Source organism: Paraburkholderia sp. BR10937 (assembly GCF_040965695.1).
Lineage (GTDB): Bacteria > Pseudomonadota > Gammaproteobacteria > Burkholderiales > Burkholderiaceae > Paraburkholderia.
Map to the genome: position 1 here is coordinate 19346 of NZ_JBFRCL010000062.1, position 22951 is coordinate 42296.

Annotated in this window: 21 protein-coding genes; 6 read left to right on the forward strand and 15 right to left on the reverse strand. The window is 64.7% G+C overall.

Going from position 1 to position 22951, the window contains the following annotated elements:
• Positions 1 to 27: 27 nt before the first annotated feature.
• Positions 28 to 1437, reverse strand: coding sequence for an 8-oxoguanine deaminase (locus tag AB4Y44_RS34785; protein WP_368702066.1), 1410 nt, complete (start codon positions 1435 to 1437; stop codon positions 28 to 30).
• 589 nt (positions 1438 to 2026) lie between these two features.
• Between AB4Y44_RS34785 and uraH the strand changes: the two genes are divergently transcribed.
• Both uraH and AB4Y44_RS34795 read left to right on the forward strand, forming a co-directional pair.
• A complete protein-coding gene (uraH, locus tag AB4Y44_RS34790) occupies positions 2027 to 2380 on the forward strand; it encodes a hydroxyisourate hydrolase (RefSeq protein WP_342921338.1) in 354 nt (117 codons plus the stop codon).
• 214 nt (positions 2381 to 2594) lie between these two features.
• The gene (locus tag AB4Y44_RS34795; RefSeq protein WP_368702067.1) at positions 2595 to 3788 is read left to right on the forward strand and encodes a urate hydroxylase PuuD; all 1194 of its coding nucleotides are present in this window, start codon (positions 2595 to 2597) and stop codon (positions 3786 to 3788) included.
• Between the two features lie 493 nt (positions 3789 to 4281).
• On the opposite strand, the gene AB4Y44_RS34800 is transcribed toward AB4Y44_RS34795, so the two are convergent.
• From AB4Y44_RS34800 to AB4Y44_RS34855, 12 genes are all read right to left on the reverse strand, one after another.
• Positions 4282 to 4806, reverse strand: coding sequence for an ureidoglycolate lyase (locus AB4Y44_RS34800; RefSeq protein ID WP_342921340.1), 525 nt, complete (start codon positions 4804 to 4806; stop codon positions 4282 to 4284).
• 18 nt (positions 4807 to 4824) lie between these two features.
• Positions 4825 to 5835: an allantoicase gene (alc, locus tag AB4Y44_RS34805; RefSeq protein ID WP_368702068.1), complete on the reverse strand. Its 1011-nt coding sequence runs from the start codon at positions 5833 to 5835 to the stop codon at positions 4825 to 4827.
• Positions 5836 to 5916: 81 nt separating this feature from the next.
• Positions 5917 to 6438, reverse strand: a complete 522-nt coding sequence (gene uraD / locus AB4Y44_RS34810; RefSeq protein WP_342921342.1) for a 2-oxo-4-hydroxy-4-carboxy-5-ureidoimidazoline decarboxylase — start codon at positions 6436 to 6438, stop codon at positions 5917 to 5919.
• The gene (gene puuE / locus AB4Y44_RS34815; protein WP_368702069.1) at positions 6435 to 7394 is read right to left on the reverse strand and encodes an allantoinase PuuE; all 960 of its coding nucleotides are present in this window, start codon (positions 7392 to 7394) and stop codon (positions 6435 to 6437) included. The genes uraD and puuE overlap by 4 nt, the downstream gene beginning before the upstream one ends.
• Before the next feature lie 258 nt (positions 7395 to 7652).
• Complete coding sequence (locus tag AB4Y44_RS34820; RefSeq protein WP_368702070.1) at positions 7653 to 8441, reverse strand: aspartate/glutamate racemase family protein; 789 nt, start codon at positions 8439 to 8441, stop codon at positions 7653 to 7655.
• Between the two features lie 37 nt (positions 8442 to 8478).
• The gene (locus tag AB4Y44_RS34825; RefSeq protein ID WP_368702071.1) at positions 8479 to 9993 is read right to left on the reverse strand and encodes an NCS1 family nucleobase:cation symporter-1; all 1515 of its coding nucleotides are present in this window, start codon (positions 9991 to 9993) and stop codon (positions 8479 to 8481) included.
• Positions 9994 to 10292: 299 nt separating this feature from the next.
• Entirely contained in the window at positions 10293 to 11015 is a 723-nt protein-coding gene (locus AB4Y44_RS34830) for a GntR family transcriptional regulator (RefSeq protein ID WP_368702072.1), read from the reverse strand.
• Positions 11016 to 11325: 310 nt separating this feature from the next.
• Complete coding sequence (gene ldcA / locus AB4Y44_RS34835; RefSeq protein ID WP_368702073.1) at positions 11326 to 12252, reverse strand: muramoyltetrapeptide carboxypeptidase; 927 nt, start codon at positions 12250 to 12252, stop codon at positions 11326 to 11328.
• Between the two features lie 31 nt (positions 12253 to 12283).
• A complete protein-coding gene (gene tadA, locus AB4Y44_RS34840; RefSeq protein ID WP_368702080.1) occupies positions 12284 to 12877 on the reverse strand; it encodes a tRNA adenosine(34) deaminase TadA in 594 nt (197 codons plus the stop codon).
• Positions 12878 to 12975: 98 nt separating this feature from the next.
• The gene (locus AB4Y44_RS34845) at positions 12976 to 13386 is read right to left on the reverse strand and encodes a DnaJ family domain-containing protein (protein WP_342921347.1); all 411 of its coding nucleotides are present in this window, start codon (positions 13384 to 13386) and stop codon (positions 12976 to 12978) included.
• Between the two features lie 292 nt (positions 13387 to 13678).
• The gene (locus AB4Y44_RS34850) at positions 13679 to 14875 is read right to left on the reverse strand and encodes an amino acid aminotransferase (protein WP_368702074.1); all 1197 of its coding nucleotides are present in this window, start codon (positions 14873 to 14875) and stop codon (positions 13679 to 13681) included.
• Between the two features lie 43 nt (positions 14876 to 14918).
• The gene (locus AB4Y44_RS34855) at positions 14919 to 16313 is read right to left on the reverse strand and encodes an amino acid permease (protein WP_368702075.1); all 1395 of its coding nucleotides are present in this window, start codon (positions 16311 to 16313) and stop codon (positions 14919 to 14921) included.
• A gap of 254 nt (positions 16314 to 16567) precedes the next feature.
• Between AB4Y44_RS34855 and AB4Y44_RS34860 the strand changes: the two genes are divergently transcribed.
• From AB4Y44_RS34860 to AB4Y44_RS34875, 4 genes are all read left to right on the forward strand, one after another.
• Positions 16568 to 17041, forward strand: a complete 474-nt coding sequence (locus AB4Y44_RS34860; RefSeq protein WP_069265638.1) for an Lrp/AsnC family transcriptional regulator — start codon at positions 16568 to 16570, stop codon at positions 17039 to 17041.
• Between the two features lie 211 nt (positions 17042 to 17252).
• Complete coding sequence (locus tag AB4Y44_RS34865) at positions 17253 to 17993, forward strand: ATP-binding cassette domain-containing protein (RefSeq protein WP_342921350.1); 741 nt, start codon at positions 17253 to 17255, stop codon at positions 17991 to 17993.
• 158 nt (positions 17994 to 18151) lie between these two features.
• Positions 18152 to 19147 (forward strand): ABC transporter permease, encoded by a 996-nt coding sequence (locus AB4Y44_RS34870; protein WP_342921351.1) that lies wholly within the window; start codon positions 18152 to 18154, stop codon positions 19145 to 19147.
• 185 nt (positions 19148 to 19332) lie between these two features.
• Positions 19333 to 20325, forward strand: a complete 993-nt coding sequence (locus tag AB4Y44_RS34875) for a sugar-binding protein (RefSeq protein WP_165979471.1) — start codon at positions 19333 to 19335, stop codon at positions 20323 to 20325.
• A gap of 134 nt (positions 20326 to 20459) precedes the next feature.
• On the opposite strand, the gene guaA is transcribed toward AB4Y44_RS34875, so the two are convergent.
• Both guaA and AB4Y44_RS34885 read right to left on the reverse strand, forming a co-directional pair.
• Positions 20460 to 22043 (reverse strand): glutamine-hydrolyzing GMP synthase, encoded by a 1584-nt coding sequence (guaA, locus tag AB4Y44_RS34880; protein ID WP_368702076.1) that lies wholly within the window; start codon positions 22041 to 22043, stop codon positions 20460 to 20462.
• Between the two features lie 179 nt (positions 22044 to 22222).
• Positions 22223 to 22945, reverse strand: a complete 723-nt coding sequence (locus AB4Y44_RS34885; protein ID WP_368702077.1) for a hypothetical protein — start codon at positions 22943 to 22945, stop codon at positions 22223 to 22225.
• Positions 22946 to 22951: the final 6 nt, after the last annotated feature.

Sequence of the window (22951 nt, forward strand, 5' to 3'; positions counted from 1 at the left end):
CGCCTAAGCGTTGCGCGCTTGCCAGCTTCAGCGCGCCATCTGCACGAGCTGCGCCGCGAGCCGGTTATGCCGCTCGATGACCGGCCCGAGCTCCACCGTCTGCAACACGCCCTCCTTCACGACCACGCGCCCGCCGATCACGCTCAGCGCGACCAGTGAGGGTGCGCAGAATACGAGCGCGGCGACGGGATCGTGCAGCGCGCCTGCGAAAAGCGGCTGGCGCAGGTCGAACGCCACGAAGTCGGCCGCCATGCCGGGTGCGAGCGCGCCAATGTCGTCGCGGCCCAGCACCTGTGCGCCGCCGAGCGTCGCGATTTCGAGCGCTTCGCGCGCGGTCATGGCATCCGGGCCGAAGCCCACGCGCGCGAGCAGCATGGCCTGGCGCGCCTCGGCCACCATCTGCGCGCCGTCGTTCGACGCCGAGCCATCCACGCCGAGCCCGACCGGCACGCCCGCGAGCCGCATCCTCTTCACGGGCGCGATGCCCGAGGCAAGCCGCATGTTCGAGCACGGACAATGCGCGACGCCGGTGCCGGTCCGGCCGAACAAACCGATGCCGTGGTCGTCGAGCTGTACGCAGTGCGCATGCCAGACGTCGCGGCCCACCCACCCGAGGTCCTCGGCGTATTCGGCGGGCGTCATGCCGAACTTTTCGCGGCTGTAAGCAATGTCGTTGACGTTCTCGGCGAGATGCGTGTGCATCGACACGCCGTAATGCCGCGCGAGCGCCGCCGATTCGCGCATCAGGTCGCGGCTTACCGAGAACGGCGAGCACGGCGCCACGACGAGGCGCAGCATCGCGTACCGGCCCTCGTCGTGATACGTCTCGATGAGACGCTGCGTGTCAGCGAGAATCGCGTCCTCGCGCTCGACCACGGCATCGGGCGGCAAGCCGCCGTCCTTCTGGCCGACGCTCATGCTGCCGCGGCTCGCGTGAAAGCGCATGCCGATGCGCTGCGCCGCGCGGATGCTGTCGTCGAGACGGCTGCCGTTCGGATAGATGTACAGGTGATCGCTGGAGGTCGTGCAGCCCGAGAGCAGCAGCTCTGCCATCGCGGTGAGCGTGGAGATCTCGATCATCTCGGGCGTGAGGTTCGCCCATACCTTGTAGAGACTGGTGAGCCAGCCAAACAGTTCGGCGTCCTGCGCGGCCGGCACGGCGCGCGTGAGGCTCTGATACATGTGATGGTGCGTGTTGACGAGCCCCGGCGTCACGAGGTGACCGCTGGCGTCGATCACCTCGTCGGCCGCGGCGGGCAGTTCCGCCGTCGGGCCGACCGCGACGATGCGGTTGCCTTCGACGTAGAGGCCGCCGCCGCGAATCTCGCGGCGCGCGCCGTCCATCGTCACCAGCATGTCGGCGTTTTTCACCAGCAATGTCTTGCCGGGCTTTTGCGGGTCTTGCGGGTCTCGCCGCTGTGCGAGAGTGGGTTCCATCGTCCTTGTTCGCTCCGTTGTCGTGCCGCCGCGAGCCCTGGCCATTCGTTCGGACTCGCGCGCGGCATGTGAACCAGACGCCCTCGCCTCACCCGCCGGCCTCGCCGGTCGCCCAGGCGCCCGGTGCCGACGCGTCCCGACGAGGACGCCGCTGGCCCGGTTACCCGGCGTCCACTGCCGTCTTCGGGACGCGCAGCACGCGCTGCGCATGGCCTCTACGATCCGCAACCAAAATAGTCGTGGCAATTCGCGCCGCTGCGATACCCAAATTTACGCTACGCATATAAAGGTCGATTTTTGGCGTCGCTACGATGCCAGCAAGGGACGCCTGAATCCGGGGCGCAATGAGCGACAGCATCCACGCAGCCCCCAGGGCTCACCCTCATGCGTGTAGCTTTATCTTTCCTATCGCTCGCGCGCGCCGGGGGCGATCGTTCTTAAAATGCGTTCACGGCGCTCGATTCGATCCGCCGACGGGTATGTAGCCACTGACGTGGAGCCTCGATCCGCCGCAATGCATCATGCATGGGATCGAGAGCTGCCGCTGAAACCTCGCAATCGCACCAGGCACTCACAAGGAAAACTGCGAATGGGCAAGCTGACTACCCACGTGCTCGACACCGCGAACGGCCGTCCCGGCGCGGGCATCAAGGTCGAGCTCTTTGCGCTCTCGGGCGACGCGCGCCGCGCGCTCAAGACCGTCACCACCAATGAAGACGGCCGCTGCGACGCGCCGCTGCTCGAAGGCGAAGCACTCGCCAAAGGCGAATACGAACTCGTGTTCCACGCCGGCGACTATTTCGCCGCGCTCGGCACGAAAGTGCCCGAGCCGCGCTTCGTCGACCGCGTGGTGCTGCGCTTCGGCATCGCCGACGCGGGCTCGCACTACCACGTGCCGCTACTCGTTTCGCCGTGGTCGTACAGCACCTATCGGGGCAGCTGAGCGTCAATTGGGCGGCCACCGCAACACGAACTCATAGGGCATTCCGGGCGATCTTCTGGCCCGGGTCATCAAGCCCGAGGTCAAACGAACAACAACGGCAGCGCGCCAGCGCGAAGGTCGCCCAGCGGCCCCGACGCTCAGCAGCGCGCTCATACCCCGCAGTTAGCACGTGCGTTCGGACGCGCGCGCAATGCATCAGGACTGGAGACGTTTCATGGAAGGCTTTATTACCGATTGGCTGAACCTCGCACTGCGCTGGTTCCACGTCATCGCGGCGATCGCCTGGATTGGCGAGTCGTTCTATTTCGTCGCGCTCGACAACAGCCTCAAACCGCCCACGGACCCGAACCAGCGCCGTCGCGGCGTGTTCGGCGAGCTGTGGCACGTGCACGGCGGCGGCTTCTACAACATGCAGAAGTACACCGTGGCGCCGCCTGAAATGCCGGACGACCTTCACTGGTCGAAGTGGCCGTCGTACACCACGTGGCTCTCGGGCGCGTCGCTCTTCACGGTGCTGTACCTGATGGCGCCGAACACGTATCTGATCGACAAGAACGTGCTCGACATGGGTCCGGTCGTCGCGATCTTCTCGGCGCTCGGCTTCCTCGCCGCGGGCTGGATCGTCTATGACTCGCTGTGCCGCGTGCTCGGCACGAAGGACAAGCTGCTGGGCGTGTGCGTGGGCCTCTATGTCGTGATCGCCGCCTACCTCGCCTGCCACATCTTCTCGGGCCGTGCAGCGTACCTCATCATGGGCGCGATGCTCGCGACGATCATGTCGGCCAACGTGTTCTTCGTCATCATCCCGGGCCAGCGCAAGATGGTCGCTGCGATGCTCAAGGGCGAAGTGCCGAACCCGATCTACGGCAAGCGCGGCAAGCAGCGCTCGGTGCACAACACCTATTTCACGCTGCCCGTGGTGTTCGCGATGCTCTCGAACCACTACGCGATGACCTACGCCCACGCCTACAACTGGGCCGTGCTCGTGGTGATCATGCTGGCCGGCGCGCTGATTCGTCAGTTCTTCGTGATGCGTCACCGTGGTCAGCAGCTCTGGTATCTGCCGATCGGCGGCGTGGCGCTGATGTTTGTCGCGCTGGTGTGGACGCTGCCGCGCCCGGTCGTGCCGCAGGCCGAAGCCGCGAACGCACCGTCGCTGAAGGTTTCCGACATTCAGCCGATCCTGCAGCAGCGCTGTGCGGCCTGTCACTCGGCGCACCCGACGTTGATGGGCGCGGCGCCGGCCGGCGTGATGCTCGATACGCCCGACGAAATTTCGCAGAACGCGCAGCGGCTCTATCAGCAGGCCGTGACGCTCAAGGCGATGCCGCTTGGCAACGTCACGCACATGACCGACGACGAGCGGCAGAAGATCGCCGCCTGGTTCCAGGATGGTGCGAAGCAGTGACGTAGTTGGCGGCGCGAGTGGTTTGCCGCGCGCTACGTGAGCTGTAACTGGATGGACCCGAAATGCGTTGCGCTTCGGGTCCTTTTTCTTTTGAGAAGGTCATTGCGAAGGGGTTGCGCGTTGGGCTGCGAGCGATGCGCGGGATATGGCGAATCGGCGTCAGGCATTCGACGAATGCGCGGAGCGCGGCGTGCAAGATGCAACGAGCGCGAACACTGCTCAACCATTCGCGCTGGCGACAGATGCATCACGCAGTCGGGTGCCCGCTGAGCAAATCATACAGAGCGCGTATGCCAACGACCCTCACCACCTGATCCAATCGAAGTATCGAAGCGTCGCACACAGCCGTGCATGACTCGCCACGTTTCACCGCGCCTTGAGTAGCCGGCTCGACTTGGGTCCACCACCCTACTTCATCCGCCAAACGCAAAAAAAGCCACGTCTCGGACGTAGCTTTTTCCTGTTGATACGTACTGCTGCGTAAATGCACGAATCAGCGCATCGCTGCCTTCATCGCTTCCTCCGTCAACCAAAGCGACTCAGGCAGATCCTGCTCGTTGAGATTGAGCCCATCCCCACCGCGGTCGACGACGATGAAATCGCTCACCTCGCCCAACGCAATCAGCGGGTGGTGCCAAACGCCCTTCGCATAATTCACGCCCTGCCAACCGCGCGAAACGAACGCGCGAATCCGGGTGACGTCCAGATCGCCTGCCGGCGCGACCACCACGAGATACGGCTTGTCGTTGAGCGGCACGAATGCCTGGCTGCCCAGCGGATGGCGCTCCAGCATCTTCACTTCGAACGGCAGCTCGCGCGGCTGCCCGCGAAAGAGATTCACGAGCGTGCGCCCGCCCTCGTCGGTCACATCCACTTTCGCGAGATCGTGAAAGCGGATGGTCGTGCCCAGATTGATCGGAATCTGCTTCGCGCCCGCGAGCTCGATCACGTCGCCGAAAGGCGCGAACGCCTCGGGCGTGAGCGGCTCGATCGTCAGCGTCGTCCTTGTTTCACTCATGATGGCCTCGTCAGCGTATCAGGCGAGCGTGCCCCAGAGGCGCACACGCGACACGCCGCCGTCCGGGATGATGTTGAAGCGCACGTGCGTCACCGGGCCAAGTGCCGCGAGCTCGCTTTCGTAGTAGTGCTGCTTGTCCATCTGCAGCTTCTGCTCGCCAAGCAGCATCGGCCAGAACATGGCCTGGGTCACGAGCGAGCTGTCCGTGCCGCCCACCACGCGCGCGGCCTGGAACGAGCAGCGATCGGGGTAGTTGCCCTTGAAGTGCGCCGTATCGACTTCGATCTTCTTGATGATGCCCGGCTGTGCGAGCGCGATGATCGCCCAGTCGTTGCCCGGCTCCCGGCGGCGGCGCGTTTCCCAGCCGTCGCCCATGTTCACGCCGCGGCCCGGCATGAGGAGCGTCGAGGCCATGCCAAAGTGCTGATTGTTCGCGCTAACCAGGTACGCGCCGTTTTCCATCGCAGCCAGGTCGAACAGTTCGGTGCGGCTCGCGCCCGCCCAGTCCACCTGCGGCTGGCCGTACACGCGCAGACGCGCGATGCCGCCGTCGGGATAGATATTCACGCGCAGGTGCGTGTACGGCTTGTCGCTCGACACTTCCACGTAATGGTGGCTATTGCCGTTCAACGAGGTCGAGGGAACGATCTCCGTCCATTGCGTCGTGGCAGTAGGTGCGCCATCGGTCACGTACGCGCCCTCCACCGACGCCGCCGGCGGGTAGTTGCCCGTGAAGTGGCTCGTGTCGACATCGAGGCCCTTGATGACGCCGGGACGCGCGAGCTTCACGATGCACCAGTCATAGCCGGTCGTGCGCTTGCGGCGCGTCTCCCAGCCGTCCATCCACTTGCCGTGTTCGTCGTACTTGCCCGGAATAAAGACGGCCGGCTCCGGATTGAGCATGCGATCCTTCGGCGCGAAGAAGTCGTCGCTCGCCTCGAGCGCCTGCGCGCCCAGGCGCGGGTCCGCGAGATTCACGAAGCGGCGCGTGAAATCGGGGGCGTTGGGGTCGAGAGTCGGGAGTGCCATCGTTGTCTTCCTTCGTGTCTTTTCTGTAGATCAAAACGGCGCTGCGCCCCTTCCGCGAAAAGCCGGGGGCGCATCGCCACGTTACGCGTCGATCAGCTCGTCCAGCCTGAAGCGCGCAATGCGGTAAATCTGGTCGAGGCTCGCGCGCATTTCATCGGCGCGGCTGTTGTTCAAGCGTGCCTCGAAGTTCGCGATGATGCCGTGGCGGTCATAGCCGCGCACCGCGAGAATGAATGGGAATCCGAACTTCTCGCGATACGCGCCGTTGAGCGCGAGCAGCTTGTCGAATTCTTCCTGCGTGCATTGGTTCAGACCCGCACCGCTTTGCTCGCGCGTGGATTCGGCGGTCAGCTCGCCGCGCACGGCGGCCTTGCCCGCAAGCTCCGGGTGGGCGTTGATGAGCGCAAGCTGCTGCGCTTCGCCCGAGGTTTCCACGGCCTGCGACATGGTGCGATGCAGCGCGTCGATGCTCGCAAACGGGCGCTGCTGCGCGGCCGCAGCGGCGACCCAGGGCGAGTGCTCGAAGATGCCCGAAAGCGCCGCCACGAAGGCGTCGACCGAGGCTTGATTCAGCTGTTCGAGGGTGTAGTGCATTGCCTTCATGCGGCGGCCCCGCGGTGGTCGTTCTGCTGCCGTTGATAGGGATGATGCTCGCGCCAGTGGCGCGCGATGTCCACGCGGCGCGTGACCCACACGCGCTCGTGTTTTTCGATGTGATCGAGAAAGCGCTGCAGCGCGCGAAAACGCCCGGGGCGCCCGAGCAGCCGGCAGTGCATGCCGATCGAGAGCATCTTCGGCGCTTCGTCGCCTTCTTCGTAAAGCACGTCGAATGCGTCGCGCAAATAGGTGAAGAAGTGGTCCGCCGTGTTGAAGCCCTGAGGCGATGCGAAGCGCATGTCGTTGGTGTCGAGCGTGTAAGGCACGATCAGTTGCGGCACCGACGTGCCGCCCGTGACCTCCACGTCCGTCCAGAACGGCAGGTCGTCGCCGTAGTAATCGGAGTCGTAGAGGAAGCCGCCATACTCGGCCACGAGGCGATGCGTGTTCGGGCTGTCGCGTCCCGTGTACCAGCCGAGCGGGCGCACGCCCGTCACGCGCTCGATCGCTTCCATGCCGAGTTTCATATGCTCGGCTTCCTTGGCGGGCGAGACGTCCTGGTAGTGAATCCAGCGATACCCATGGCACGCGATCTCGTGGCCCAGCTCGACGAACGCACGCGCGACTTCGGGATGACGCTCGATCGCCATGCCCACACCGAACACGGTGAGCGGCAGGCCGCGCTTTTCGAATTCGCGCAGGATGCGCCACACGCCCGCGCGCGAGCCATATTCGTAGATCGACTCCATGCTCATATGGCGCGCGGGATAGGCCGCGGCGCCCACGATTTCGGAGAGGAACTGCTCGGAGCCGGGGTCGCCGTGCAGCACGCAGTTTTCGCCGCCCTCTTCGTAGTTGAGCACGAACTGCACCGCGACGCGCGCCTGGCCGGGCCAGTTGGCCTGCACCGGATACCGGCCATAACCGATCAGATCGCGGGGATATTGGGGATCGAGTGGCATGCTGGTCGAATCAATCGAATAGAGAGAATGAAACGCAATATCCGCACAACGGCGAGGCACCGTGAAGCGGCCGCTGGCGCTGCTTCGCAGGGCCTCGCGGACGGTCCGCGCAACCTGCTTACAGGACCGGACCAGTGTAGCGAAATCACCTGTACGCGCCCATACGCACGCTCAGATAGTACGGGTCAAGCGAGGTGTATGTGGCCGCCCGATATGACGTGATCCGGGCGGCTATCTCCGCTTGCACGCGCTGCGCGTTTACCCGTAGCGCAGCGGCCGCACGGGCGGCTGCGTTTCCGTGGCCGGGGCGGGATTCGCCGGGCTGAAACGCGCGAATTCGCCGTCATAGCGCTTGGCGAGCGGGCGCGCGAAGTCGCCGCGCTTGGCGGTCGTGAGGCGCAGCGCGACGAGCGCCTCCACCCACTTCACGGCGGCCGTCACGCCGTCGACCACCGGGACGCCGAGCGCGTCCTCCACCTGCGCGCATAAGCTCGTCATGCCCGCGCAACCGAGCACGATCGCGTCTGCGCCATCTTCTTCGAGCGCGCGACCACACTCGTCGACGATCGCGCGGCGCGCGGCCGATCCCGGTTCATCGAGTTCGAGCACGGCCACATCGATCGCGCGCACGTTGCGGCAAAAACGCGTCATGCCGTAACGCTCGGCAAGGTGCCAGGCCATGGCGCGCGTGCGCGAGAGCGTCGTCACGACCGAGAAGCCCGGCGCGAGCACACTCGCCGCATGCATCGCGGCCTCCGCGATGCCCACGACGGGCCCGCGCGCCAACTCGCGCGCCGCGTACAGGCCCGGGTCGCCAAAACATGCGATCACGTAGCCGTCGAAGCCTTCGCGCTCGCCCGCCTCCACTTCGGCGAGCAGGCCAGGGGTGGCGAGCGCCTCGTCGTAATAGCCTTCGATCGACGGCGGGCCCATCGTCGGGCTCACCGCCACTACTTCCGTGCCCGGTGCGATCACGGCGCGCGCGCACTGCTCCATCGCGGCGGTCATACGCTGCGTGGTGTTCGGATTGATCAGTTTGATGCGCATTTCGATTCCTTCGTCGATGCCTGGTTTTGCGCGAAGCTCATGCGTTTGCGCGAGCGCGTTCGCCCATCGTGAGCGCGCGGTAGAACAACGCGCTGAGCACGGCGCCGATGAACCACGAGAAGTTCGCCGCGCCGCCGAGCGAAGGCACCATCACACAGAGAACCGCGATCACCGCCGCGGGCAGCAAGGCCGACACCGCACGCCAGTTCACGCCGTTGCGATACCAGTACGCCCCCTTCGGCGACACCGTGTAGAGATCATCCACGGCAAGACGACCACGCTTCACGAGATAGAAGTCGACGATCAGGACACCATACAAAGGCCCGATGAAGGCGCCAAGCACGTCGAGCGTGTAGTGAATCACGGCCGGGTTGTTGAAGAGATTCCACGGCGTGATGAAGATCGAAGCCACGGCGGCGAGCATGCCACCCGCACGCCAGCTGATGAGCCGCGGCGCGACGTTGGAAAAATCGAACGCGGGCGACACGAAGTTCGCGACGATGTTGATGCCGATGGTCGCAATCGTGAACGTGAGCGCGCCGAGAATCACCGCGGTCGGATGATCGATGCGGCCGACCGTTTCGACGGGATCGGTAATCAGTTCTCCGAACACAGGCAGCGTTGCCGACGTCGTGATGACCGTGACGAGAGAGAAGGCGAGGAAGTTGACCGGCAACCCCCAGAAGTTGCCCTTGTGCACGCTCTTGAGCGACTTGCCGTAGCGCGAGAAGTCGCCGAAATTGAGCATCGGCCCCGAGAAATACGACACCACGAGCGAGATCGCCGTAATCATCACGGGAATCACTTCGGTGCCGTGATACTTCACGCCGCCGAGATTCAGGCCGATGTTGTGCCAGCCCGCGCGATACACCATGTAGCCCGCGAGCGCGAACATCACGACATAGACCGCCGGCCCCGCGAAGTCGATGAACTTCTTGATGGTCTCCATGCCGTTCCAGAACACGAACGCCTGCAGCACCCAGAGCGTCATGAAGCCGGCCCAGCCGATCGCGGAAAGCCCGAGCAAACCGTGCTTGTGCACGTCGGCGTATGGCATGAGTTGCGGAACGAACTTGAGCACGACGATCACGAGCGCGCTCGAAGCGAGATAGGTCTGGATGCCGTACCACGCCACGGCGATGAGGCCGCGAATCACGGCGGGAATGTTGGCGCCGAGCACGCCGAAGGTGCCGCGGCATGCCACCGGATACGGCACGCCGTGACGCTGGCTCGGCCGCGCGATCAGGTTGCAGAGCACATTGACGATGGAGATGCCGACGATCAGCGCGACGAGCACTTGCCAGCTCGTGAGGCCGAGCGCGAAGAGGCTCCCCGCGAACACATAGCCGCCGACGCTATGCACGTCGGACATCCAGAACGCGAAGATGTTGTACGCGCCCCAGGTCTGCTCCTTGAGCGGTGCAAGGTCGTGGTTGTAGAGCCGCTCGCTGTAGCCGGCCGGCAAGCGCAGATTGTCTGCGGATTCGCTGCTTTCGCCGGATTCGAAGTTGGGCACTGCCGGACTGCCAGGTGACGCGCTGAACTGAGCCATGATCCGCTCCTTGGATGGATATGCCGACGGAAAAAAGACGCCTGAACGCCTCGAAACGCGTGCGTACCGCCGCTGGACGCGGCCGCCGCGATATCCCCGAATGGTCTGGCCTTCGCAGGCACTGCGCCGGTCGCCGCCTGCTGGCGCCCTGTAACGCTGTGCCTGTTCTTGCCGTACGCATGCACTGCATGCGCCCCACTCCATCCTTTTCAGCCGCGGCGCCCACCGTTCGTAGCGGGCCGCCGCGCGTTGCTGCAATCCCTTACTGCAATCCGTTTCAGTGCCGCCTTAGAAGTGCATCAGCGTGCAAGCGAGGTCGCCTCGCGCGCGCTGAACACTTCCTGCAAATCGACCGAAGCGCCCGCCGGCCGGTCGAGCATCCTGAGCTCGACGGCCTGCAAATGGCGCACCATGAGGTCGACAGCCTCTTTTTCGTTTCCGGCCTCGAGCGCCGCGAGAATCGCCTCGTGATCGTCGAACGAACACGGACTACGTCCAGGCGATTCGTATAGCGCTGAAATCAGCGTCGAGCGCGCCACCAGCCCGCCCAGGCAATCGCACAGCACCGTATTGCCGGTGAGCGTGGCGAGCGACGTATGAAACTCGCCCGAAAGCCGGATCCACGTCGGAAAGTCGCGCCCTTCAAAGGCCTTGCGCTCGCGCCGGATCGTCTCGCCGATGGTCTTCAGCCGACGGTTGCCGTGCTGCGCGCTGCAAATGCGCCCGACTACTGCCAACTCGATGATCCGCCGCATCTCGAACACCTCGTGCACTTCCTGGAGCGACGGGCTTGCGACGAACGCGCCACGATTGGGCTCCAGATCCACGAGATGGTCCTTCGCGAGCAGCGCGAGCGCCTGGCGGATCGGGCCGCGCTTCACGCCGAATACTTCGCACAACTGTGCTTCGGTCAACTTCGCGCCGGGCGGCAGCCGGTGCTCGAGAATCGCCGCGCGGATTCGCGCGGCGATTGCCTCGGGCTTCATGCCGGTTGCTTCGGCGTCGATATCGGTCTTTCGCATGGCTCGTGTCTCTATGTTGGGTATCCTAGGTTGGACATAAATATTGTCAACAATTTTGTGGGCGAACCTGGGGAAGATCCCCACGTCCACAGCGGCTGCCACGCGCCTCTTATCGGTGAAATGCGCTTTATTTCGGGGAATTCAGCACCTGCATGGTGATTCACTGCCCCAAACCAGGCATATTTTTTTGTCAACAATCTAGAAAAGAAGCGTTGGCATGAACATTGTCAGACGCCGCCCGGAACTGGCCGTTAGTTGCATAAGACTCCGTGAAAAAAGCGCCCGAAAGCGCTTCTGTGTCGAGGCGGAATCAACTTAGATGCGGATACCCGCTCACGGTCAGTTCGAAACCGTGTGCGGTGGTGGTCAACTGCGCAGGTGCGCCCATCGGCAGCGTGACCATATCCGGAATATGGCCGAACGGCAGGCCCGTCACGACTGGAATGCCAACCAGGGCACGCACCTGCTCCACCATTTCTCGCAGATCGTAGCCGTTGTCGTAATCGAACTGCTTGTGGCCGGTGAAGTCGCCCAGCACCAGGGCTTGCTGGCGAGCAAGAATGCCGGTCAGATGCAGCTGGTAAATCATGCGCTCGATGCGAAACGGTTGCTCGTTCACGTCTTCGACGAACAGGATGCCGCCCTCGACTGGCGGCAAATAAGGCGTGCCAATCAACGAAGTCAGCACCGCCAGATTGCCGCCCCAGAGCGTGCCCGAAACATTCGTCGACTGGGCCTGCGGCGTGTTGACCTTAAGCGTGTAGTTCGGTTTCGAGAGCGCATCCCAGAAGTGACGCATCGTGAAGCTGCTGAGGCTCTCGGCACCGAAGTCGCTGCAAAGCATCGGGCCGCCGAACGTCGTGAGCCCGGCGCGCGCGAGCAGCGCGAGCTGGATGGCGGTGAAATCGCTATGCCCCACGAACGCGATGGGCTGATCCGTCAAACGCCGCTGCAGTCCGTCGTAGTCGAGACCGTGCAGGATGCGCACCGCGCCATAGCCGCCACGCACGGCGAGTACGATGTCCGGCAGGTCACGCGATGGGTCGGCGAGGCGATTCAGTTCGGCCGCGCGCTGGCCATCCGTGCCGGCAAAGCGCTGATAGCGCCGCTCGGTCGACTGCACGCCGTTGACGTGATGGCCTTGCGCCTTCAACCGGGCAAGTGCTCGGTGCACCGCTTCCGCATCATGCGGATAACCGGACGGAGCAACCAGCTCGATGGTGCGATGAATGGTCATGTCGAATTCGATTCAACCGTGAGATTGAGATTCAACCCGCGGGTTCGTCCGGACCGGCCACGCCAGTCCCTCCCTGCGCCTGCTCAGCCTGTTCCCGAACCTTGCGGCGCGCTTCCCGGCTCGCGCGGCGCCGATCGGCGAAGAACGCGCGCAGCGCCTCGCCGCATTCGTCCGCCAGCACGCCTCCGGACACGCTCGTGTGATGATTGAGCTGCTCGTTGGCGAAGGCGTCGACCACGCTGCCGCACGCGCCGGTTTTCGGGTCATGTGCGCCGAACACCACGCGTGCGATGCGCGCGTGCATGATCGCGCCGGCACACATCAGGCACGGTTCAAGGGTCACATAGAGTTCGCAGCCCGGCAAGCGGTAGTTACCCAGCGCGTGCGCGCCCGCGCGCAAGGCCGCCATTTCGGCGTGCGCGGAGGGATCGTGGGCGCCGATCGGGTGATTGAAGCCCGAGGCGATCACTTCGTCGCCACGCACGAGCACCGCGCCCACGGGCACTTCGCCGGCGGCGCGCGCCGCTTTGGCGGCGGCCTGCGCGAGGCGCATGAAATGCCGGTCACGCTCGGAGACGGGGTCGGATTGGACGTCGGATTGAGGCGCGGCGGTGGACGCCGTCACGAGCGGATCGGCGGGAACCGATCCCGCAGGCGAAGTGACCACGGGGTGCGCCTCTTCGCGTTCGCCGCCGGGGGCGTCTGGCTGGACGGGAGAGCCCGTCACGCCGCCCCCGCCGGGAGCCCCGGGAGGCCGGGCTCGCCCGCTGCGCGTTCGGACAAACGCTCCGCGATGCGGCGGCGATATTCGTGCGGCACGACCATCGGTCCGCCGCGCAAGGATTCGAGCGCCATGTCAAGCGCCAGCATGCGCGCGCGCAGACGGCATTGCGCGGCCTTGTCGCCCACCGTGGCGAGCTCGTCCTCGAGGTCGCGCAAGGCCCGCAGCTGTTCGACTGCGGGCGGCACGAAGCCCGCGTTCTTCAGGATGCGGTGGGCTATGCGCACTTCTTCGGGCACGAGCAGGTCGTCGTCGAGTGTCTGCGGCGCACCGGCGCCGGGCAGGTCGTCGAAGTCACCGCGCGCGGCCGCGGCGGCAATCCGTTGTTCGACGAGGGCATCAAGCAATTTCATCAGCAATCCACTACGTTGCGGCTCACGCATTCTATCAGGGTAAGGCCTGGAAGGCCGTGCGCGGCCGGCATGTGTGCCATCTACCCCCTGCAGCTTGACAGACCGGCGCTTTGATGCGGATGAACTGACACTGGCGACGAAATACGGAATCGCCTGATGGCAGGCGGCGTTGCCGGAGGATACGGCATGCGATTCTGGGGGCTGGATGCGAAAACGCCGCTGGCGTGTCCGGCTCATACCGGCACCCCAGCGGCGCTGGAAGCATCCAGGGGCACGCAGCCCCGCCCTTCCCTTAGTCCTTCATCACCTTGCCGACCGCGTCGACCACCACGCTCACGTTCTTCTCGTTCAGGCCTGCCACGCACATGCGGCCCGAGCGCAGGATGTACACGCCGAATTCCTCCTTCAGGCGCTCGACCTGTTTCTCGTTCAAGCCCGTGTACGTGAACATGCCGCGCTGCTTCACGTAGCGCGCGAGCGCCGCTTCGCCCGCATGCGCGCGCAGGCCGTCGTGAATCGCCACGCGCATGCGCGCAATGCGCTCGCACATCGCCGCCAGCTCCTGCTCCCACGACGCCTTCAGTTCCGGCGTGCCCAGCACGCGCGTGACAATCTTCGCACCATGAGTCGGCGGATTGCTGTAGTTCGCGCGCACCGAGCCCGTGAGCTGGCCGAGCACGCGGTCGGCGGCTGCCGCATCTTCGCAGATCACATGCAGTCCGCCGCAACGCTCGCCGTAGAGCGAGAAGTTCTTCGAGAACGAATTCGCCACGAGCGTCGGCACGCCACGGCGCGCAAGCTCGCGCACGGCGAACGCGTCGTCCTCGAGGCCCGCGCCGAAGCCCTGATACGCCATATCGACGAACGGCAGCAGGTCGCGCTTTTGCAGCACGTCGATCACTTGCTCCCACTGCGCGCGATCCAGGTCGACGCCCGTCGGGTTATGGCAGCACGCGTGCAGCAGCACGACGCTCTTCGCCGGCAGCGCGTCGATGGCCGAGAGCATCGCCTCGAACTTCAGGCCGCCCGTCACCTCGTCGTAGTACGGGTACGTGTTCACCGTGAAGCCCGCGCGCTCGAAAATGAAACGGTGGTTCTCCCACGTCGGATCGCTCACCCACACCTGGCTGGTCGCAAAGTAGCGCTTGATGAAATCGGCGCCGACCTTGAGCGCGCCCGAGCCGCCCAGCGTCTGCACGGTCGCGATGCGGCCGGCCGCGCGCGACGGGCAGTCGGCGCCGAACACCAGTGCCTGCACGGCGTCGCGGTACTGCGCGAAACCGGCCATCGGCAGATACGGCTTCGGACCCGGCTCCTCGAGAATCGCCGCCTCGGCCGCGTGAACGGCCTTCATGACGGGCAGACGGCCTTCGTGGTCGAAGTAAATGCCAATGCTCAGATTGACCTTGTTCTGCCGCGGGTCCTTCTGGAAATTCTCGTTGAGCGAGAGGATCGGGTCGCCGGGGTAGGCATCGATGTGTTCGAACATGCTGTTTAACTCTCAGGACGAAATTCGGGACGAATATCTGCGCTTACGGTGCCGGCACGCCGCGTTGCAGCGCCGGCGCCGACTTGCGGCACCACAGGCGGTAGGCGAGCCCAAGCACGCCCAGCCACACCGGAATCAGGTACACGGAAATGCGCAGATCCGGAATCAGATACATTACAACGAGAATGCCGCCGAGGAACGCGAGACACACGTAATTCGTCAGCGGATAACCGAGGCTGCGGAACGTGGTCGTCTGAGCCGCGCGGGCCTTCTCGCGGCGGAACTTCAGGTGAATCAGGCTGATCATCGCCCAGTTGATGATGAGCGCGGACACGACGAGCCCCATCAGCAGTTCGAACGCCTTGCCCGGCATGAAGTAGTTGATGATCACGCAGGCGGCCGTGACGAACGCCGACAGGCCGAGCGCCGCCAGCGGAATGCCGCGTCGGCTCACCTTGAGCAGCGCCTTCGGCGCATTGCCTTGCTGCGCGAGACCGTAGAGCATGCGGCTGTTGCAGTACACGCCGCTGTTGTAGACCGAGAGCGCCGCCGTCAGCACGACGAGGTTCAGCACGTTGGCCACGAGGTCGCTGTTCATCGCGTGGAAGATCAGCACGAAGGGGCTGCCGCCGGCCACGACCTTCTGCCACGGGTAGAGCGAGAGCAGCACGCCGAGCGCGCCGATGTAGAAAATCAGGATGCGGTAGATCACCTGGTTCGTCGCGCGCGGAATGCTGTGCGACGGATCATCGGCCTCTGCCGCGGTGATGCCGACCAGCTCCAGGCCGCCGAACGAGAACATCACGACCGCCATGGCCATGACGAGGCCCGAGACGCCGTGCGGGAAGAAACCGCCATTGCGCCAGAGGTTCGAAACGCTCGCTTCAGGACCCGCCGAGCCCGAGAACAGCAGCCAGCCGCCGAAGGTGATCATGCCGACGATCGCGAGCACCTTGATGATGGCGAACCAGAACTCGAGTTCGCCGTACGACTTGACGCTCGTGAGGTTGATGCCGTTGATCACGACGAAGAACACGAGCGCCGAGACCCACGTGGGCAGCGCCGGCCACCAGTAGTGCATGTAGATGCCGACCGCCGAAAGCTCGGCCATGCTCACTAGCACGTAGAGCACCCAGTAGTTCCACCCCGACAGAAAGCCCGCGAACGGGCCGAAATACTTGTCGGCGAAATAGCTGAACGAACCGGCGACGGGCTCGTCCACGACCATCTCGCCCAGTTGCCGCATGATGAAGAACGCAATGATGCCGGCGACGCCGTAGCCGAGCAGCACCGAAGGGCCGGCCGTCTGAATCGTCTGCGCAATGCCGAGGAACAGGCCCGTGCCGATCGCCCCGCCCAGCGCAATGAGCTGAATGTGGCGATTCTTGAGGCCGCGTTTTAGCTGGCCGCGATTTTCACGCGTGTCGTTTGAAACCATGTCTCGTCCTGTCTCCGACTTATCTGCGCGGGGCCAAAGCATCCGGGTAGGACGCAGGCTCCGCTCCACGAAATAAAATTGCGCGCACAACGTTCTGCATCGGCGCGCTGCCGGGCTTGGTGGTATTGGCTGCCAGCCCGATCGGGTGCGCCCAGTGTATAGTTGACGCGGAAAAATATGATTTCATCTCGTACGCAGGCAAACCCTGATTGATACAATTCCCTCTCTCCCCAAACCCATCTCACGCAAGATAAATGCAAAATCTCGCGCTCGATACGATCGACATGCGGCTTCTCGCCGCACTGCAGGAGCGCGGACGTGCTTCGAACCTCGAACTCGCGGCCGCGATCAAGCTTTCGCCCGCGCAGACACTCAGGCGTCACCGGCGGCTCGAAGAGCTCGGCGTGATCCGGCGCTACGAGACGCGCCTCGACGCGCAGGCGCTCGGCTTCGGCGTGGTCGCCTTCATTCAGGTGACGATGGAACGCGGGCACATGCGCGAGCTCGTCAAGTTCAAGGAACTCGTTGCGACGCTGCCGCAGGTGCAGGAGTGCTACTCCGTGACTGGCGATATCGACTACGTTCTGAAGGTGGTGGCGCGCGATCTCAAGGCGCTTTCCGAGTTCCTGCTCGATACGCTGATGCGCGCCCCCGGCGTGAACAGCGTGCAATCGATCGTCTGCCTCGATGAGCTCAAGGGGACGAGCGCGATGCCGCTGGAAGCCTGAGACAAGCGCGCGCCAGGTCGGTCTGGCGGGGGTTTTCGGCGAAAACGCAATTTTATCTCATCAGCGGCCTGCTCGCGGCGTCGCAAGACCGCCTGATGAAATAGTCTTGCTAAAAGCCCCATCGTGCTCTAAAAAACATGCTAGTTAGCATGTCTCCTGGCCACCCTGGACACGGCAACGGGCGGCTTCACAAGCGCGAGCGCGACAGTCCATGAGTCTTCTTGAGCTCAGAGGCGTTTCCAGGCACTTCGGCGCCATCCAGGCGCTGACCGACGTGACGTTGAGCCTGGAACCCGGCCAGGTGGTCGGACTCATGGGCGACAACGGGGCCGGAAAATCGACGCTGGTGAAGGTCATCGCCGGCAACTTCCCGCCCTCTCATGGCGAAGTCCTCATCGACGGCAAGCCCGTTCATTTCAGCCGCCCCGTGGATGCCCGCGCCAAGGGCATCGAAGTCGTGTATCAGGACCTCGCGCTGTGCGACAACCTCACGGCGGCGGCCAACGTCTTTCTCGGGCGCGAGCCGCGCATCGGCATATGGCCCTTTCGCGTGCTCGATCACGCGGCCATGTTTCGGCGCGCCGCCGAACTGTTCAAGGAATTGAAGTCCGAAACGCGTCCGCGCGATCTCGTCCGGCAGATGTCGGGCGGCCAGCGCCAGGCCGTGGCGATTGCACGCACGCGACTGTCCGAGGCGCGGCTCGTGCTCATGGACGAACCCACCGCCGCGATCAGCGTGCGTCAGGTGGCACAGGTGCTCGACCTCATCAAACGCCTGTCGGAACACGGCATTGCCGTGATTCTCATCAGTCACCGCATGCCCGACGTTTTCGAAGTCGCCCACCGCGTGGTGGTCATGCGGCGCGGGCGCAAGGTGGCGGACAAGCAGACCGAAGCCTCTTCGCCGGAGGAGGTCACCGGCCTGATCACCGGAGCCATCGCCACCGCCTGAAGCCGGCCCGCGCGAAGGCGTTGCTTGGGGCCGCACTAAGCGCTGAAGCGCTAAGTGCGTGCCGACCGCTTTGCATGGGGCCGCACTAAGCGCTGAAGCGCTAAGTGCGGCCGACAGGAGACCCGAAATTGAACGATGCGCCGCAAAGGCCGAATCCGATGCCGACACTGCTTGACGATCCCCAATCCGCGAAGACCCACACCCGCTGGAGCGGACTGCTCGCGAGCCAGGTGTTCTGGGTGGTGCTCGCGACGCTCGCCGCCTGCGTCCTGCTCTCGTTCGTCACCTCGACGTTCGCCACCCAGCAAAATCTATTCAACGTCACGCGCAACTTCGCCTTCGTCGCCATCGTTGCGCTGGGGATGATGGCCATCATCGTCACGGGCGGGATCGACATTTCGGTCGGCTCGACGATCGGCCTGAGCGGCATCGTGCTTTCCGTCACCATGAACGCGGGCTACCCGATCTGGGCCGGCATCGGCCTCGGCCTGCTCACCGCGGGCGTGGTCGGCCTCGTGAACGGCCTGCTCATCGCCTATCTCAACATGCAGCCGTTCGTCGTGACGCTCGGCATGCTGAGCGTGGGCCGCAGCCTCGCGCTCGTGATCTCCGGGAGCCGGACCATCTTCGAATTCGGACCCGACGGCCACAAGCTCCTCGTGCTCGGCGGCGGCAAAACGCTCGGCGTGGCTAATCCCGTGTGGTTTCTGATCGTCCTCGGCGTGCTGTTCTGGTTCGCCTTCGCCTTCACGCGCTGGGGCCGCTATGTCTTCGCGGTCGGCGGCAATCGTCATGCGGCCAATCTCACGGGCGTGCCGGTTCGGCGCGTGATCTGCTCGGTCTATGTGCTGGGCGGCCTGATGGCAGGCGTCGCAGCCATTCTCGAAGTGGGCTGGCTCGGCGCGGTGACCACCGGCCTTGGCACCGGCGACGAACTACGCGTGATCGCCGCCACGGTGATTGGCGGCACCAATCTCGCGGGCGGCGTAGGCAGCGCGTTCGGCACGATCGTCGGCGCCGCGCTCATCGAAGTGATCCGCAACAGCCTGATCCTGCTCGGCGTCGATTCGTTCTGGCAGGGCACGGTGGTGGGCGGCTTCATCATCATCGCCGTGCTGTTCAACCGGCTCGGCGGCGAGCGGCAAGGAGACTGAACGGAATTCAGGGAGGCGCGGCCGGACTGCACGCGGAACCGCCGGCCGTCAGCCATCACAAGAAGCGCGACTCATTGCGCGCGGTTCCGCAGAAAGCCCAAGGCACGGGCGCGGGCTTTCCTTCCGATGACGAAAACTGTACGAGACACGCGCGCCGTACAACCGGCGCCGAACAGGAGGAAACCATGAAGAAAGCGTGGAAGTATCTCGCTGCGATCGGAGGGCTCGCGATGCTGGCCTCTTCCGCCTACGCAGCCGACAAGACCCTCGCGCTGGTCGTGAAGGGCCTCGACAATCCGTACTTCGACCTCATGCACCAGGGCTGCGACCGGGCCAACAAGGAGCTCAGCAAACAGGGCTACAACTGCTACTACACGGGCCCCGCGACAGCGGCGGACGAAAGCGCCGAAGTACAGATCGTCGACGACCTGCTGACCAAGGGCGTCGCGGCGATTGCCATTTCGCCGTCGAACGCGCCGGCCATTGCCGAGGTGATCCGCCGCCGCAACGCGAAGATCCCGATCATCACCGCGGACGCCGATCTGCTGCCGAAGGACCAGTCGTTGCGCAAGGCGTATGTGGGCACCGACAACTACGAGCTGGGCGTGAAGCTCGGCGAGCAGTTGAAGACGCTGATGCCCAAGGGCGGCAACATCTGTCTCGTGATGGGCAACCCCGCAGCCGAGAATATCAACCAGCGCGCCCAGGGCACGCGCGACGTGCTCTCGGGCAAAAAAGGCATCAAGAAGCTGGCGGGTGAAAACAACTGGCATGAGATCAGCGCCTGCCCGCTCTACGTGAACGACGACGCCGCGAAAGCGAACCAGATGATGCAGGACACGCTCACCGCGAACGCCAGCACGCTTCAGGCGTTCGTGTTCGAGGGCGGCTGGCCGCTCTTCGCCCCCGAGGCGTATTCGCAGGTCGTCGCGCCGATCATGGACAAGATCAACAGCGGCCAGTTCGTGATCGTTTCAGCCGATACACTCGGACCGGAGCTGCAAGCCCTCAAGGACCACAAGGTCAATGCGCTGGTCGGGCAGCGGCCTGAGGAAATGGGCTATCAGGCGGCGATGGTGATGCGCGACCTCGCCGAAGGAAAGACGGTGAAGCCGATCGTTCACACGGGTCTTGATGTTTGCACCTGGAAGAATGCGGATACGTGTCTGAAGCATTGAGGGCATCACCGTGCGTAGCCTGGGGCGCAGTCTGCACAGATGCCGACCGGCACGCACCAGAAGTAAAAAACCCGCGCCGGCACACCGTGCCGAACGCGGGTTTTTCGCATCGCCAGCAGGCTAGCGGGAGAACATCACTCCCACTCGATCGTCGCGGGCGGCTTGCCCGAGATGTCGTACACCACACGGTTGATGCCGCGCACTTCATTGATGATGCGATTCGACACGTGGCCCAGCAGTTCGTGCGGCAGGTGCGCCCAGTGCGCCGTCATGAAGTCGAGCGTCTGCACCGCGCGCAGCGCAACGACATACTCGTAGGTGCGGCCGTCGCCCATCACGCCAACGCTCTTCACCGGCAGGAACACGGCGAACGCCTGGCTCGTGAGTTCGTACCACGACTTGCCGGTTTCCTTGTCGATCATGTTGCGCAGCGTCTCGATGAAGATCGCATCGGCACGGCGCAGCAGATCCGCGAAATCGCGCTTCACTTCGCCGAGAATGCGCACGCCGAGGCCCGGGCCCGGGAACGGATGGCGATAGACCATTTCGTGCGGCAGGCCGAGCTTCACGCCCAGTTCGCGCACTTCGTCCTTGAAGAGCTCGCGCAGCGGTTCGAGCAGCTTGAGGTTGAGCGTCTCCGGCAGGCCGCCCACGTTGTGGTGGCTCTTGATCGTGTGCGCGGCCTTCTTGCCCTTGCCGGCCGACTCGATGACGTCCGGATAGATCGTGCCCTGTGCGAGCCATTTGGCGTCGGTGAGCTTGCCCGCTTCGGTCTGGAACACTTCGACGAACTCCGCGCCGATGATCTTGCGCTTCGCTTCCGGATCGGTCACGCCCGCGAGCTTCGACATGAACGCTTCGCTCGCGTCGACATGGATCACCTTCACGCCGAGGTTGTCGGCGAACATCGACATCACCTGCTCGGCTTCGTTCAGACGCAGCAGGCCGTGATCGACGAACACGCAGGTCAGCTGGTCGCCGATCGCACGATGCAGCAGCGCCGCCGCCACCGACGAATCCACGCCGCCCGAGAGGCCGAGAATCACGTGCTCGTTGCCCACCTGCTTGCGGATCGTCTCGACGGCTTCGTCGATGTAGTGGCCCATCTCCCAGTCGGCCCTCGCGCCGCAGATGCCGAGCACGAAGCGCTCGAGCATCGCGCGGCCCTGCACCGTGTGCGTGACTTCCGGGTGCCATTGCAGCCCGTAGAAGTGGCGCGCTTCGTCGGCCATGGCCGCGATCGGGCACGATTCCGTCGATGCCATCAGCTGGAAGCCCGCCGGCATTTCCGTGACCTTGTCGCCGTGGCTCATCCACACCTTGAGCATGCCGTGGCCTTCGCTCGTGCGGAAGTCTTCGATGCCTTCGAGGAAGCTGGTGTGGTTGCGCGCGCGCACTTCGGCGTAGCCGAACTCGCGCAGGTGGCCGCCGTCCACCTTGCCGCCGAGCTGCTCGGCCATCGTCTGCATGCCGTAGCAAATGCCGAGAACCGGCACGCCCAGTTCGAACACGGCTTGCGGCGCGCGCGGCGTGTCGGTGTCGGTGACCGAATTCGGGCCGCCGGAAAGGATGATGCCCTTCGGTGCGAATTCGCGCACGAATGCGTCGTCCACATCGTACGGATGGATTTCCGAATAGACGTGGGCTTCGCGCACGCGGCGCGCGATGAGCTGGGTGACTTGCGAGCCGAAGTCGAGGATCAGGATTTTGTCGTGCATGGCTGCGGACGAGACCTAAAAAAGAACGGATACGGAAAGCCGCGCGACAGTTCAAACGCGCGCAGCGTGAATTCATCAGGACCGGAGCGCCGTGCTACGGCGGCACCGGGTGGCGCAAGTTCGGGTGTGCTTCGGGCGCACTGCGTCTGCTGTTTGGGAGGCCGGGTTTGCGCGCGGCCTCAGCCACGCAGCGGCGGCCTCGGTGCGTCGGCCGCTTCGTCGCGAGCCGTCTGGCGAGCCTCTCGAGCCTGCGCCGGACTGGCGGGCGGCGGCGTAACCGGCGCTGGACGGGGCGTAACCGGCGGAACCGCCGCGGGCGTCACGGTCGGGACTTCCACAACGGGTTCGACCGGCGCCGCCGGCCGTTTTGCCTCTTGCGCACCGCCCCACGCCATCGTTCGCAGAAAACCCGGCTTCGCGTACGACACCGGCTCCTCGCGACGATCGGACTGCGCCTTTTCCGCCTTGCGCTGCTGCGTGGAACTGCCGCTCGCCTGCCCCTTCTGGCGCTTGCGCACCGCGCCCGCGAGCCGGACGCCGCCGAGGCCGAGGACGATCATCCACACCCCGACCGCACCCGCCACCAACTGGCCAAAACCCGTGAGCTGCGGCGCACGCAGCCCGATCAGCCAGACCAGCATCAGCACGCCGGCGATCCAGTTGACGTGCCCTACGGTACGGCCCACAGGCAGTGTCATCTCCCCGTGGAAGGCCGCGCGCAGCGCAAGCCACGCGAAACCCAGCAGCACCACGCCGAACGCCTGCCCAACGAGCGCCGGCTGCGTTTGCACCAGTTGCAACGCGTCGTAGACGAGGGTCCAGGGCGTGAGAACGAACAGCACGCCGAACCCCAGCAACGTCAACGCATCGACAATCAGCAGCACGCGCAGCAGCGGCTTCATCGGGGC